Origin of the sequence: Pyxidicoccus trucidator, assembly GCF_010894435.1 — a bacterium.
Lineage (GTDB): Bacteria > Myxococcota > Myxococcia > Myxococcales > Myxococcaceae > Myxococcus > Myxococcus trucidator.
In genome coordinates, this window is sequence record NZ_JAAIXZ010000001.1 from 1,192,668 (window position 1) to 1,206,260 (window position 13,593).

At 70.9% G+C, this 13,593-nt stretch carries 12 protein-coding genes; 5 read left to right on the plus strand and 7 right to left on the minus strand.

Features of this window, described 5'->3' with window-relative positions:
• Positions 1 to 96 precede the first annotated feature (96 nt).
• On the plus strand, positions 97 to 498 hold the full coding sequence (locus tag G4D85_RS04910) for a VOC family protein (RefSeq protein ID WP_164008331.1): 402 nt from the start codon (positions 97 to 99) through the stop codon (positions 496 to 498).
• Between the two features lie 77 nt (positions 499 to 575).
• On the opposite strand, the gene G4D85_RS04915 is transcribed toward G4D85_RS04910, so the two are convergent.
• The 3 genes from G4D85_RS04915 to G4D85_RS04925 all read right to left on the minus strand — a co-directional run bounded on the left by G4D85_RS04915 (position 576) and on the right by G4D85_RS04925 (position 4,038).
• Entirely contained in the window at positions 576 to 2,117 is a 1,542-nt protein-coding gene (locus G4D85_RS04915) for a DHA2 family efflux MFS transporter permease subunit (protein WP_164008333.1), read from the minus strand.
• A 2-nt stretch (positions 2,118 to 2,119) separates the two neighbouring features.
• On the minus strand, positions 2,120 to 3,388 hold the full coding sequence (locus G4D85_RS04920; protein WP_164008336.1) for an HlyD family secretion protein: 1,269 nt from the start codon (positions 3,386 to 3,388) through the stop codon (positions 2,120 to 2,122).
• 107 nt (positions 3,389 to 3,495) lie between these two features.
• Positions 3,496 to 4,038 carry a MarR family winged helix-turn-helix transcriptional regulator gene (locus tag G4D85_RS04925; RefSeq protein ID WP_164008338.1) on the minus strand — a complete coding sequence of 181 codons (543 nt, stop codon included), beginning with the start codon at positions 4,036 to 4,038 and terminating at the stop codon, positions 3,496 to 3,498.
• A 178-nt stretch (positions 4,039 to 4,216) separates the two neighbouring features.
• Here G4D85_RS04925 and G4D85_RS04930 point away from each other — a divergent pair, with 178 nt between their 5' ends.
• Positions 4,217 to 4,450: a Rossmann-fold NAD(P)-binding domain-containing protein gene (locus G4D85_RS04930; RefSeq protein ID WP_164008340.1), complete on the plus strand. Its 234-nt coding sequence runs from the start codon at positions 4,217 to 4,219 to the stop codon at positions 4,448 to 4,450.
• A 49-nt stretch (positions 4,451 to 4,499) separates the two neighbouring features.
• Complete coding sequence (locus G4D85_RS04935) at positions 4,500 to 5,051, plus strand: metal-dependent hydrolase (RefSeq protein WP_164008342.1); 552 nt, start codon at positions 4,500 to 4,502, stop codon at positions 5,049 to 5,051.
• Positions 5,052 to 5,127: 76 nt separating this feature from the next.
• Here G4D85_RS04935 and G4D85_RS04940 read toward each other — a convergent pair whose 3' ends face one another.
• From G4D85_RS04940 to G4D85_RS04950, 3 genes are all read right to left on the minus strand, one after another.
• A complete protein-coding gene (locus G4D85_RS04940; protein WP_164008345.1) occupies positions 5,128 to 6,255 on the minus strand; it encodes a tetratricopeptide repeat protein in 1,128 nt (375 codons plus the stop codon).
• A 14-nt stretch (positions 6,256 to 6,269) separates the two neighbouring features.
• Positions 6,270 to 7,478: a hypothetical protein gene (locus G4D85_RS04945; protein ID WP_164008347.1), complete on the minus strand. Its 1,209-nt coding sequence runs from the start codon at positions 7,476 to 7,478 to the stop codon at positions 6,270 to 6,272.
• A gap of 325 nt (positions 7,479 to 7,803) precedes the next feature.
• Entirely contained in the window at positions 7,804 to 9,345 is a 1,542-nt protein-coding gene (locus G4D85_RS04950) for an Ig-like domain-containing domain (protein ID WP_164008349.1), read from the minus strand.
• Positions 9,346 to 9,829: 484 nt separating this feature from the next.
• Between G4D85_RS04950 and G4D85_RS04955 the strand changes: the two genes are divergently transcribed.
• Complete coding sequence (locus tag G4D85_RS04955; protein ID WP_164008351.1) at positions 9,830 to 11,293, plus strand: sensor histidine kinase; 1,464 nt, start codon at positions 9,830 to 9,832, stop codon at positions 11,291 to 11,293.
• Entirely contained in the window at positions 11,293 to 12,660 is a 1,368-nt protein-coding gene (locus tag G4D85_RS04960) for a sigma-54-dependent transcriptional regulator (RefSeq protein WP_164008353.1), read from the plus strand. The genes G4D85_RS04955 and G4D85_RS04960 overlap by 1 nt, the downstream gene beginning before the upstream one ends.
• Positions 12,661 to 12,721: 61 nt before the next feature.
• Here G4D85_RS04960 and G4D85_RS04965 read toward each other — a convergent pair whose 3' ends face one another.
• On the minus strand, positions 12,722 to 13,591 hold the full coding sequence (locus G4D85_RS04965; protein ID WP_240359069.1) for a glutaminyl-peptide cyclotransferase: 870 nt from the start codon (positions 13,589 to 13,591) through the stop codon (positions 12,722 to 12,724).
• Positions 13,592 to 13,593: the final 2 nt, after the last annotated feature.

Below are 13,593 nucleotides of genomic sequence, written 5' to 3' on the forward strand. Positions count from 1 at the left end.
AAAGAAAATCATCCGCCGTGTCGATCTCCCGGACATTGGTTCGTCGCGTGGTTGGAGGCAGTCTTCAACCCTTCCCAACCCACAGGAGTCAGCGCCATGGCGACCCAGATCTTCGTCAACCTTCCCGTTGAGTCTCTCGGCCGGTCCGTCGAGTTCTTCAAGCAGCTCGGCTACACGTTCAACGCCCAGTTCACCGACCAGAACGCCACCTGCATGGTCATCAGCGAGAGCATCTACGTGATGCTGCTGGTGAAGGACTACTTCAAGACCTTCATCAACAAGGAGGTGGCGGACACCTCCAAGGTCACCGGGGCCATCATCGCCCTCAGCGCGGAGAGCCGGGCCGCCGTCGACACGCTCGTGGACACGGCCCTGAAGGCCGGGGGCAAGGCGACGAAGCCGCCCACGGACCACGGCTTCATGTACCAGCGGAGCTTCCAGGACCTCGACGGCCACCAGTGGGAAATCCTCTGGATGGACCCGAAGAACGTCCAGTAGCCCGCCTGAAGCCACGGGCCCGTCCCCAGAAGAGGACGGGCCCGCTGAGAACTTCGGACTGGAGCGTTGCGCGCGCGTCAGTGCGCGCCTTCCACCTTCACGCCGGCCGCGGGTTTCTTCAGCATGAAGACCAGCACCAGTGACAGGGCGAAGACGGCGGTCAGCACCGTGAAGTTGGCGTTGAACGCGCGCACCAGCGCCTGACCGTTGATGCGCTGACTGAGGATGCTGTAGGCGGCGGACAGCGGGTCCGCCACACGCGCGCCCACGGCGCCCTTGAGCGCGGCCAGCTGCTCCTGCGTCACCTGGCTGTACGGGTCCACGTGCGACGTGAGCGCGGTGACGTTCACCTTCGTCGACCGGCTGAGCGCGCTGCTCATCCACGCGGTGCCGATGGAGCCTCCCAGCTCGCGCGTCAGGTTGTAGAGGCCCGCCGCGTTGCCACGCTGGTCCGGCCGCAGGTTGCTCAGCGCCATCACCGACAGCGGCACGAAAATCATCCCTAGCGAGCAGGCGCGGATGAAGACGGGGAGGATGAGCGCCGCCTCGTCCGCCGTGCTGGACAGGTGGCCGTTCACCCAGAGCGACAGGCACATGCCGATGATGCCCGTCCCCACCAGCATCCGTCCGTCCAGCTTCCCGCCGAACCGTCCGATGAGCGGCATCAGCAGGAGCTGGATGGCGCTGCCCTTGAGGAAGATGAGGCCGATGTCGAGCGCCGAGTAGCGCATCACCGTGCCGCAGTAGAGGCTGAAGAGGAACGAGCCCGCGAACAGCGCCGTGCCGACGATGAGGTTGATGCCCGTGGCCGCCGCGTAGGAGCGGTTGGCGAACACCCGCAGGTCCACCACGGGCTGGGGTGTCTCCAGCTCGTGGACGACGAAGGTGATGAGCGCCACGCCCGCCACCACCGCGAGCAGGGTGATTTCCAGGCTGTCGAACCAGTCCTTGCGGTTGCCCTCCTCCAGCACGAACTGGAGCGCCGCCATGCCCACCGCCAGCAGGGCGATGCCATACCGGTCCACCCTGTCCTTCGTGGGCGCGAAGGCCGGCTGGTCGATGTGGCGCCACGCCATGTACGCGGCGAACAGGCCCACCGGCAGGTTGATGAGGAATATCCAGTGCCAGCTCGCCGCGTCGATGAGCAGGCCGCCCACCGTGGGGCCCAGCAGTGGCCCCGTCACCGCGCCCAGGCCGAAGAGGGCGCCCGCCATGCCGTGCTCCTCGCGCGGGTAGCGGGCGAAGAGGATGGCCTGCGAGGTGGGGATGATGGCGCCACCGCCGATGCCCTGGAGGATGCGGAAGACCACCAGCGACGGCAGGTTCCACGCCAGGCCGCACAGCACGCTGGCCGCGGTGAACATCAGGATGGAGGCGGTGAAGTAGCGCCGGTAGCCGAAGCGCCGCTGCAGCCACCCCGTCATCGGGATGACCACCACGTTCGCCATCATGTAGCCGGTGGACACCCACGCAATCTGGTCCAGCGGCGTGCCGAAGCTGGCGCGGATGTCGCTGAGCGCCACGTTGACGATGGAGATGTCCAGCACGGACATCAGCGCCGCGGCCATGGCGGCGATGGTGATGCCGGACTTGGAGCCCCTGAGGGTGTCGCTCTGCACGGCTAGCGGCTCCGGGTATCCACGGTGACTTCGGCGCTCATGCCGGGACGGAGCAGCGCGCCCTTCGCCTCACCGTCGAAGCGGATGAGGACGGGGATGCGCTGCACCACCTTGACGAAGTTGCCCGACGCGTTGTCCGGAGGCAGCAGCGCGAAGCGCGCGCCGCTGGCGCCGGCGAGGCTGTCCACATGGCCCTTGAACTCGCGGCCCCCGAAGGCGTCCACCGACACGTCCACCAACTGACCGGGCTTCATCTCCCCGACCTGGTCCTCCTTGAAGTTGGCCACCACCCAGAGGTCGTCCTGCGGCACCAGCGCCATCAGCGGACGCTCGGGGCCCACCACCTGCCCCACCTCCACCGTGCGGCGGCTCACCACGCCGGCCACCGGCGCGCGCACCTGCGTATAGGACACGGCCAGCTCCGCCAGCTTCAGCGCCGCCTGGGTCTGCTTCAGCTTCGCGTCGGCCAGCCTCACCGCCGCCTGCGCCGCCTGCACCTGCACCGCCACCGTCTCCGCCGCCGCCAGCTTGCCCTGCGCCGCCTCCAGGCCGCCGGACGAGCCCTGCACCCCGGCCTCGGTGGACGTCAGCCGCGCGCGCGCCACGTCCAGCGCGGCCTTCGCCTGGTCATACCCGGCCTGCCGCGCGTCCAGGTCCGCCTGGGTGACGGCCCCCTCCACCTTCAACGTCTTCACCCGGGACAGGTCCGACTCCGCCAGCTTGAAGCGGGCCTCGGCGGACTGCACGTCACCGCGCGCCTGCTCCAGCGCCGCCCGCGACGAGCTGATGCCGCTGGACGCCTGCACCACGCCGCCGCGCGCCTGACGCAGGTTGGCGCCGGCATTCGCCTCGGTGAGCGCGAGCTGCGCCTGGGCGCTGGCCGCCTGTGCCTCCGCGCTGAGCACGTCCGCGCGCGCCACCTCCAGCTTCGCGTTCAGGTCCGCGGGGTCCAGCTCCACCAGCACGTCGCCGGCCTTCACCACCTGGTTGTCCGCCACCAGCACCTTCGCCACCTGCCCGGAGATGCGCGGCGACACGTTGGCGATGCGGCCCTCCACCTGGGCGTCGTCGGTGGACTCGTGGCCATGCGCCAGTGCCCAGCGCGCGCCGCCGCCCACCAGCGCCACGGCCAGCAGCGCCGGCAGCACGCGCTTCGCCTTGGAGCGGGGCGCGGCCGGCTTCGTCACGGAGGAGGCAGGGGCGCTGGCGCCCGGGTCATCCGCGTCGGTACGGGGAAGGTCTTTGTCGAGTTTCGCGATCTGGATGCTCATGGAGGACTCAAAGGTTCGACGGCTGATGATTTGGTGGCTAACCATCCGGCCCGACAAAGACATTCCACCGGGGCCGGGAGGAGGAAGTCAGGGGTGTGGGAGGGGCATCAGGGGTCGCGGAGCGCGGGGATGCCGGAGGCGACCTTGTTCAGCAGCTCGCGCAGGGTGGTGCGCTCGGCTTCACTCAGCGGGGCCATGAGCCCGGCGATGCGGCGGTAGTGGTCCGGCAGCATGCCGTCGAGCAGCTCGCGGGCCTTGGGGGTGAGGTGCACGGTGTACATCCGGCGGTCCTCGGGGTGGTCCTGGCGGGAGATGAAGTCGTCCTTCTCCAGCGTGTCGAGCAGCCCCGTCATGGTCGCCCGGCTGACCGACGAGCTCTCCGCCAACTCCGCCGGTGTGAGTCCCCGGCCCTTCTCCACCTCCTCGGTGGTCAAGAGGCGGATGAGGACGATGAAGCGCCCCATGGACAGCCCGTGGCGCGAGAGGTGCGCGTCATACGCGCCCGTCAGCCCATGCCCCAGGTGCAGCAGGCGGATGCACGTGTCGATGGCGCTCGGGTCCAGCTGCGGGAAGCGTGCGGCCAGCAGCTGAAGGCGCTCGTAGCGCGGCTCCGAAGGGAACGGAGAACAACCTATGGGTTTCGTAGCCACTCCCTAACAATAAGGCCCCTAACCATATTCGCAAGCGAAGTATCGCGGGCGCCCCGGGGCAGGGGCTCGGAGCTCCAACCAGGGTGGGAAGCGCAGGCCCGCTCTGTCGCCGGCAGGGGCGCCCTGGAGCCGTCACACACCGCTGATGGAACCGGGAGCCGCCGTTAGGGAAGCCCGTGTGTTGGACGTGAAGGACCCCACGGTGCAGGCGGCGCTGCGGCGCGCATGTGAGGAGGCCGGGCTGCCGGACTCGCTGCGGGGCTGCGTCTATCCGCTGCTGCGGGACGCGGAAGGCGAATGGCCCGCGTGCTGCGGTGGGGGCTGTCTTCCGTGTGCGTCCACGCTGGTGGACGTGGCGGTGCGCACGCTGGAGCTGCTGGGCACGCCCCGGCGCGCGCCGCTGGAGGGGTGAGCCCGGACCTGGGAGCGCGTGTGCCGCCGGACGGACTACGCTTCGGGCCATGAATCCCATCGTCCATGCCGAGCTCGCGTGGCTTGCCGCCCAGGGGCTGCGCGAGCGCAGGGACCGCATCCTCGTCGTCTGCGCCGGGCTGGCCCCGGACCTGGACGGGCTCACCCTGCTCGCGGGCGAGGATTGGTACGGGCGCTATCACCACGTCCTCTTCCACGGCTACGTGGGTGCGCTCATCACCACGGCGGTCTGCGCGGCGCTGGCGCGGCAACGTGCGTGGGTGGCGGGCCTGTCGCTGTTCGCGTTCCACCTCCACATCCTCTGCGACCTCGCGGGCAGCGGCCCCGGGTGGCCCATCCACTACTGGTGGCCCACCAGCATGCGGGAGTGGTTCTGGAACGGGCAGTGGAACCTCGCCTCGTGGCAGAACAGCATCATCGGCCTGGCCGTCACGCTGGCGTGCCTCGCCTGTGCCCTGCGCTTCCGGCGCACCTTCGTGGAGGTGTTCTCCGCCCGCTGGGACGTGGAGGTCACCCGCACGCTGCGGCGCCGGTTCCTCGGAGAGACGGACGCGCCGGGCTCCACGCCTCCCGCGAGCTGAGCGCGCGCGGCCTTCACGGGCGCGGCGTCATCCGAGCGCCGCGCTGCCAGGACTCGCGTCGCGCGGAGCCCCCCGCTCACTCGGGTTGCTTGCACTCGCGGCGCAGCTTCTCCACGCGGTCTTTCTGCATGGCGCGCACCGTCGCCGGCGCCAGCGAGCGGAAGCGCTCGCACCGCGCGGTGGCGTCCTGCTCCTGCTCCAGTTGACGGCCGGCCACCTCCGCCGCCTTCGCTGGCTGGCCCTTGCGCTGGTAGAGCCGCTCCAGCAGCACGTACGAGCCCTCGGGCCTCGGGTTCTCCTCCACCTGCCGCTTCGCCGCGTCAATCGCCTCGTCCACCCGGCCCGCGCGCTCCAGGTCTGTCGCGCGCTCCAGCTCCTCCGTCTTCGTGCAGTACGGCAGCAGCGAGCGCACCCGCTGCGCCATCTCGCTCTTGCCCTGGTACAGCTTCGCGTCCGCCGAGCGCCAGATTTCGCAGCGCGTCTCGCGGCGCTCTCCCTGCACGAGCTTCGACACCCGGTCCGTCACCTCCGCCGCCGCCTCGGGCCGGCCCGCTCCCTCCAGCTGCTTCGCGAAGCCCAGGTGGTCCATCGCATCCTGCGATTCCCGGTAAGGGCTCACGTCCATGTGCCGCTGGTAGCTGCGCACCGCCTGGTCCACCTTCCCCAGCGACAGCTCCGTCCGCGCCAGGTCCTTGTTCGCCTGCGGGTGCTTCGGGTTCAGCTCCACCGTGCGCTGGAGCAACGGCAGCCGCTCCGTCTCGTTCTTCTGCCGCAGGCTCAGCTCCCAGTACGGCCGCGCGTCCTTCGCGCCGCGGTCCACCAGTCGCTGGTAGATGCCGAGCGCGCGCTGCTTCAGCTCCCCCCGCGAGCGGGCCTGGGGCGACTCGCGGAAGGACGTGTTCCAGTACGCCTGCGCCAGCGCGAGCTGCACGTCCGTGTTGTCCGGGTCCGTGCGCGCCGCTTCCTGGAGCAGGCGCACGGCCTTCTCGCAGCCCGCGCGGTCGAAGCCGTCCGACGGGCAGCTCTCCTGCGCGAGTCGGATGCCCTCCTTCCCGTTGGCCGACAGCGCGGCGGGCGCGGCCACCGACGGCGTGAGCGCGGCCGATGGCGGCTGCGGAGGCTCCTGGGGCGCGACCTGGGCCCAGGCCAGCACGGGGACGATGAGCAGCGAAAGCCATGCGTCTCGAATCGACAGTGAAGTCATCTCATGCACCTCTCTCACCGCTGCACATGGACGTGGTCGGCGGCCGGGTCGTTGCAATCGAGGAACGTCACCGGCCCGTTCTCGCTGAAGCTGTTGTCCTCGCCGGCCACGCGGATGCCGGCCAGCTCCACCAGGCACATGAGCTGGCGCGCGTCCTTGCCGGGGATGACCAGGGAACGCGGGTCCAGGTCCAACGCCAGCCCGCGCGTGTGCCGGCTGTTGATGGTGCCGGAGCCGATGAACTTGTTGCGCTGCGGGTTGCGGTACGCGCTGGTGATGATGCTCTCCAGGCTCACCTGCGTCTTGCGGTTGTTGGCGGGGGTGTCGGCGATGCGATTGGGTCCGGCGCGGATGGCCCCCGCGCAGCCGTTACCCACCCGCACGCCGGCGCACACGTCGTCGCCCTTCGGCTCGGTGTCTCCCAGCGGCCCCAGCATCAGCACCGACCCGCCGGGTGACACCACCAACGAGGAAGGGCTCGCAACCCGTGTCCCCACCGGCACCACCTGCACGTCGTCGTTGAGGAGGCGGTTCAACTCCTTCTCCATGTCCAGGAGCAGCCGGTCCAGCTCGCCCGGCTTCTCCTCGACGATGACGGAGTAGTTGCCCCGGTTGAGCGTGGTGCGCCCCGGCACGCGCACGTTGGCCAGGGCCGGTTTGAACGTCGTGCCGTAGTCCAGGTACTCCTGCCGGACGATGTCCGCTTCCTCCTGGCGGATGAAGCTGGTGGCCGGCAGCTTCGCCTCCAGCGTGCGGCCCGCCACGTCCAGCGTGGCCGTCACCTCGTACTCCAGCGGTGGGTTGGGGTCGCGGGCGCCGGTGATGGGCAGCGCGGACGTGCCGCGAAAGGCCAGCTCCGCCCCCGTCGCCTCGGCGGGCGTGGCGGGCCCCGTGTGCGTGCCCACCGGCTTCACCGTCCAGCGGATGCGCTCCGTCAGCCCGGCTTCTCCGCCCCGTACGGCCGCGTGCGCCACCGTCTCCTCGGTGGTGACGAAGGACGTCCTCGGCGGCGCCGTGCCCACGAGGCGCGTGAAGACCTCGGTGATTTCCAGCGTCACCTCCTGGCCGTCCACGTCCTGCGTGTCCCCGGCCAGCGGAGGCGGCGCGCCACTGCCACCCGTGCCCGGGTCGGCCTCCTCCTTCTCACTTCCGCAATCGCAGCTGGTGGCGAGCACGACGCAGACCAGGCTCGCGACCAGCCACCCACGTGGATTCCTTTTCACGGGCGCTTCACCCCCCGCCGCGCCACCCGGGTGGACTCCCGCCGGGCGCGGCCGTGCAGCGACGCGCGCATCTTGCGCGCGCCGTCACGCGCCGCCGTGGTCTTGCGCCCAGGCGATGTCCGTGGGCGGACGCGCTCGGGAGGAACGACGCACTCGCCGACGCTGCCCCTGCCCCCGGGGGCAGCGCGCCCCACCGCCCCACCCTGCCCCACGGTCCGCGCTCGAGGTGGACGGGCTGACAGTCGCGCGTCGGGAAGGTCCGCGGGGAATGCGCCTCGGCGGACCCGGCAGCGGGAGGGACGGTGCCCTCCCGCTCACGGCGGGCTCAGTGATTCACACGGACCTGGATGCCGGGCACGTGGCTGCAGGGCGCGGGCGGGGTGACGACCGCCACCATCGGTCGGCCATGCGCGTCGAGCGTCATCGCCACCGCGTTGGTGTCGTGCACCGCCAGCCCTTCGAGGGAGGACTCCAGCGTCGTCCCGTTCCACCTGTCCACGCGCAGCTCGGCCGGGCCTGAAGCCGGGCGATGAATCCAGGCGACGTAGGCGTGGCCTCCGGACGCGAGCACCAGGGACACCAGGTCGAGCCTGTCTTCATGCACGAGCGTGCCCGGCGCCTCCCGCGTGGCCAGGGTCTCCCAGCGGGTTCCGTCCCAGCGCTGCAGGTAGAGCCGCTCCGCGCTCCGCCAGGCGACGTAGGGCGTCCCGGCTGCATCCACCTTCAGGTCCGCCGCCAGTGCCCGTGAGGCGCTCCCAGCGTCGTCCTCCAGGCTGCCTCCCACCTTGACGAACGCCGCCCCATCCCACCGGCTCACGTACGACTTCACCACGGGCCCCTGCTCGTAGTGCGCGGACCACGGACGGTCCTCCGCGTCCAGCACGAGGGAGAGGTTCCGCGGGCGGTAGTAGGGGGGCGCGGCCAGGCCCGGCAGCGGCAGCCAGGCCCCCGCCTCCAGGGTGTAGACGATGACGTGCGCGCCGTGCCCCCATGAATTGACTTCCCAGGCGAGCAGGGGAATCCCCGTGGACGTGACGGCGAGGCGGGTTCCATCCGTGATGGCGCTCTTCCAGCTCCTGCCAAGCGGCGGTGACACCTCCGGCCAGCCCTGCCCATCCCACCGTCGCACGGTGGACTCGGGGAAGTCGGTGTCGTTCACCCGAGGCCGGTGCCCCACGGTGTAGAGGCGCCCCGCGCCGTCCACGGCGAGCAGGCCCCCGCTGTCGGGATGGTACTGGCTGATGCGCTCCCAGTTGCCGCCCGACCACCGCGTGAACACCCAGCCAGACTCGGTGGGCTGGCCCGCCGGCACGTCGTCGACCTCCACGAAGGAGAGGAGCGGGCGCTTCTCGACGTCGAGGACGAGGCTGGGCAGCGCGCCCGAGGCGCCATGCTCCGGCATCACGGGCGTCTTCAGCAGCCGCCACGTGCGGGCCTCCCAGACCCAGCGCTTCTCCGGCAAGGTGACGGGATTGCCCGCCACGTCCGTCAGCGCCGGGGTGAGCTCCACGGCGAGCACCGAGGGCAGGTCCAGCGCCTGGGACAGGAGGACCGTCACCGTCTTTCCATCGTCGGACAGCAGGAGCTCCTTCTGAATCTCCGTCCCGTCCTCCAGCAGCTTCACGCTCGCGTCCACCACGCTGCTGGCGGCCAGCGGCTCCGACACGGTGAATGAGATGACGCCATCCCACTCCGCGTCACTCCCGGTCGCCGGCACCTGGGACACGACGGTGGGCGCCGTGCGGTCCACCTCCTTGTTGTCATCGTTGTCATCGCAGCCGAGGGGCGCGACGAGCAGGACCGAGGAGAGGGCAGCGAGCCAGAGCCGGGAGGCGCGTGAGGCGCCTCGGGTCGAATGCATGCTCATGAGTGGATGTTCCAGAAGGCGTGCCCATCGCCGGCCGCGGGGCGCGCAGGGTGCGGACTGAAGCTCCGGCGGTACGGGGGCGCGGAGCGACAGGGGTTTTCGCACGACATCCTGGGGCGCGGGAAGCAGGTCCTCCTGACAGAGTCAGCACGGCAACGACTTCTTCGCGCCCGGTCCTCCCCGTCCTCCTGGAAGCCCGCCCGGCCGCCCTCCACCCTGCCCCACGTCGGCGGGGCATCCTGCCCCTCCCGGGGCGATGTGCCCCAGGGCATACGGGTGCGCCACCGCCCGTCAGCGCTCGCGCCAGGGGCAGCCAGGGTCCGTCAGGGCTGGCACGGCGGATGCTCTGGTGCCGGCCGGGGGTTCAGCGGCGGTAACACGCCGCTTCCTCGCAGCACTCGCGGTACGTTGTGCGTACCCACCTCCGGTCCGTGAGCTCCGCCCCCTCGCTCACGGACCGGAGCTGCCTTCCGCGGAATCCATCGTGAGACTCGCTCGCAAGTTCACCCTGGCCCTCGTGCTGCTCGCCGTGGCCGTCATCGCTGGCCTGCAGTACATCCAGGTCCGCCGCGAGCTGCAGCGCTCCGCGCTGGACATGCAGCACGACCACCGGCTGCTCGGCCACACGCTCGCTGGCGCCATCGGCAAGGCGTGGCAGCTCGCCGGGGAGCGGGAGGCCCTCACCCTCCTGAACCAGTCCAATCGCTTCCAGGAGCAGGTGCACCTGCGCTGGGTGTGGCTCGACGGCGGCCCCGGCACTCCGTCCCTGGCCGGCTTCCCGCCGCGGCTGCTCGCCACACTGCGCTCGGGGCAGGACGGCTCCATGGTGGACCCCAGCCCGGAGCCGGGCCTGCTGCACTCGTACACGCCGGTCATCATCAACGGCCAGCGCCTGGGGGCCATCGAAATCACCGAGTCCCTGGAAGACCAGCAGCAGCACGTGCGCACCGTCGTCATGGGCACCTTCGTCGCCACCGCGGCGATTACGCTCGCGTTCCTCGCCGCCGCCATGGCCCTGGGCCGCCGCTTCGTGGGTGAGCCGGTGGACCGGCTGGTGAAGCTCGCGCACCGCATCGGCGAGGGAGACCTCACCGCGCGCGTGCAGCTCCCCCAGAAGCGCGGTGACGAGCTGACGACGCTGGCCAGCGCCATGAACCGCATGGGCGAGCAACTGGAGGAGACGCGCTCGCGCCTCGCCTCCGAGACTGTCGCCCGGCTGTCCGCGGTGGAGCACCTGAGACACGCGGACCGGCTCACCACCGTGGGCAAGCTCGCCTCGGGCGTCGCCCACGAGCTGGGCACCCCGCTCAACGTCGTCATGGGGCGCGCGAAGATGATTTCCAGCGGAGAGGCAGAGGGTGAGGAGGTGGGCGAGTGCGCTCACATCATCTTCCAGCAGACGCAGCACATGACGGGCATCATCCGGCAGCTGCTGGACTTCGCCCGGCGCCGCCCGCCCCACCGCGCCCCGGAGGACGTGCACGAGCTGGTCGAGCGCTCGCTCTCCCTGCTGCGCCCCCTCGCCGCCAAGCGCAGCGTCTCGCTGGAGGCGGACGTGCCTTCGAGCCTGACGCTGGAGGTGGACGGTGGGCAGGTGCAGCAGGTGCTCACCAACCTGGTGATGAACGGCGTGCAGGCCATGAAGCGGCCGGGCACCGTGCGCGTGCGCGCGGCCGAGACTCGCGCCACGCCGCCCGCCGCGGAGGGTGGCGCCGAGGGCGACTACGTGCGCCTGGACGTGGAGGACGAGGGCGACGGCATTCCCGCCGACGTGCTGGCCCACGTCTTCGAGCCCTTCTTCACCACCAAGGACGTGGGCGAGGGCACCGGCCTGGGCCTGTCCGTGTCCTATGGTCTGGTGAGGGACCATGGAGGCTGGATTGCCGTGCGAAGCGAGGCCGGACGCGGTAGCTGCTTCTCCATCTACCTGCCACGAGGAGAGCACTGATGCCGGGCCGCGTCCTGGTCGTCGAGGACGAGCGCGAGATGCGCGCCATGTTGGAGAAGGGGCTGACCCGCCGGGGCTTCACGCCGGTGGCGCTCCCGTCCGCGGATGAAGCGTTGGCCCGGCTGGCGGCCGAGGACTTCGACGTGGTGCTCACGGACCTGCGCATGCCCGGCATGGACGGGCTGGCGCTGTGCGAGCGCATCGCCCTCAACCGCCCGGACATCCCCGTGGTGGTGGTGACGGCCTTCGGCAGCCTGGAGACGGCGGTGGCCGCCATCCGCGCGGGCGCGTACGACTTCGTCACCAAGCCCATCGACGTGGACGCGCTGGTGCTGGTGCTGGAGCGTGCGGTGCAGCACCGCGCCCTGCGCGAGGAGGTGCGCCGGCTGCGCCAGGAGCTGGGCCGGCGCGACGACGGCGGCGCCGTGGTGGGCGAGAGCCTGGCCATGAAGCAGGCGTATGCGCTCATCGACCGCGTGGCGGACCTGGACTCCACGGTGCTGATTACCGGCGAGAGCGGCACGGGCAAGGAGGTGGCCGCCCGGGCGGTGCACACGCGAGGCCGGCGCAAGGGCGGGCCCTTCGTGGCCATCAACTGCGCGGCCATGCCGGAGGCGCTGCTGGAGAGCGAGCTGTTCGGCCACGCCAAGGGCGCCTTCACCGACGCCAAGGCGGCGCGCACCGGCCTCTTCGTCCAGGCCCACGGCGGCACCCTCTTCCTGGACGAGGTGGGCGAGCTGCCCCTCACGCTCCAGCCCAAGCTGCTGCGCGCGCTGCAGGAGCGCACGGTGCGCCCGGTGGGCGGGGACACGGAAATCCCCTTCGACGCGCGCATCGTCGCGGCCACCAACCGGGACTTGGAGCTGGCGGTGGAGGAGGGGCGCTTCCGCGAGGACCTCTACTACCGGCTCAACGTCATCGGCGTGGAGCTGCCGCCGCTGCGGGCGCGGGGCAACGACGTGCTGGCGCTGTCCCAGCGCTTCATCGAGCAGTTCGCCGCGCGCACCGGCAAGCGCGTGGTGGGCCTGTCCCCTGCGGCGGCGCAGCGGCTGCTGACGTACGGGTGGCCGGGCAACGTGCGCGAGCTGCAGAACTGCCTGGAGCGCGCGGTGGCGCTCACCTCCTTCGAGGAGCTCACCGTCGATGACCTGCCCGAGCGCGTGCGCAACTACAGCCAGCCCAAGGCGGTGCCGGAGAACACGGACCCGTCGGAGCTGGTGACGCTGGAGGAGGTGGAGCGGCGCTACATCCACCGCGTGATGGAGGCGGTGGGCGGCAGCCGCACGCTGGCCGCGCGCGTGCTGGGCGTGGACCGCAAGACGCTGTACCGCAAGCTGGAGCGCGACGACGAGGCGAAGAAGCCCTGACGCTTTGTGCTGCTGGGTCCGCGCCGGGCGGACGTCAGGAGCACCTCGCCAGAAGCGGCGCTCAGCCCTCTCCGGGCGCGGACTCCAGGCGCACCTCGAAGAGCTTCGGCCACAGCTTGCCCGTCATGAAGACGCGGCCCGTGCCCGGCTCCACGGCGATGCCGTTGAGCACCGCCTGGTCGTCCGAAAGCTGCGACTCCACCGCGCGCGTCAGCGCGGACGCGTCGATGACGGCCAGCACGTTGCCGGTGGCGGGGTCTATCTCCACCACTTCCGAGGTGTGCCAGACGTTGGCGTAGATGACGCCGTTGGCGCACTCCAGCTCGTTGAGCTGCTCCAGGGGCCGCCCCTCCAGCGTCACCTCCACCGTGCCCAGCGTGCGGAAGTCCTCCGGCGCGTGGAACGTCAGCGTGGAGGTGCCGTCGCTGCGCACCAGCTGCCCGTTCTGGAAGCAGAGCCCCCAGCCCTCGCCCGTGTAGCGTGTGGTGCGCTCCTGGCGCGGAGGCATGCCGCTCCACGTGTAGAGCAGCCCCTCCGTCCAGGTGAGCTGGTAGAGGCGCTCACCGTCGCTGGCCAGGCCCTCGGTGAAGCTGTTCCCGAGCGCCTCCATCCACACCGGCTGCGCGGAGTCGAAGGAGAGCTGCCGCAGCGTGCCCCGGTGGCCGGTGCTCTCGAAGAGGTGGCCCTGGTGGAAGACCAGGCCCTGCGTGAAGGCGTCCGTCGCGTGCGGGTACTCGGCGACGATGCGCGCCACCCGCCGCGTGGGCTCGGGTCCCTCCGGCACTTCCGGGACGGGCCGGAGCGCGGGGGCGCAGCTGGCGCCCAGGAGGGCGTACAGCGAGAGCATCCAGGACGACCTGCGATTGGAGGAGAACCTGTTCATGGCGCGGTCCGCGAAGGATACCGCCAACAGGCCCTGCCAGAAACCCATGA

Coding starts and splice junctions, on each gene's coding strand:
- G4D85_RS04910 (WP_164008331.1), top strand. CDS start 97: ATGGCGACCCAGATCTTCGTCAACCTTCCCGTTGAGTCTCTCGGCCGG.
- G4D85_RS04920 (WP_164008336.1), bottom strand. CDS start 3,388: ATGAGCATCCAGATCGCGAAACTCGACAAAGACCTTCCCCGTACCGAC.
- G4D85_RS04935 (WP_164008342.1), top strand. CDS start 4,500: ATGAATCCCATCGTCCATGCCGAGCTCGCGTGGCTTGCCGCCCAGGGG.
- G4D85_RS04940 (WP_164008345.1), bottom strand. CDS start 6,255: ATGACTTCACTGTCGATTCGAGACGCATGGCTTTCGCTGCTCATCGTC.
- G4D85_RS04950 (WP_164008349.1), bottom strand. CDS start 9,345: ATGAGCATGCATTCGACCCGAGGCGCCTCACGCGCCTCCCGGCTCTGG.
- G4D85_RS04960 (WP_164008353.1), top strand. CDS start 11,293: ATGCCGGGCCGCGTCCTGGTCGTCGAGGACGAGCGCGAGATGCGCGCC.
- G4D85_RS04965 (WP_240359069.1), bottom strand. CDS start 13,591: ATGGGTTTCTGGCAGGGCCTGTTGGCGGTATCCTTCGCGGACCGCGCC.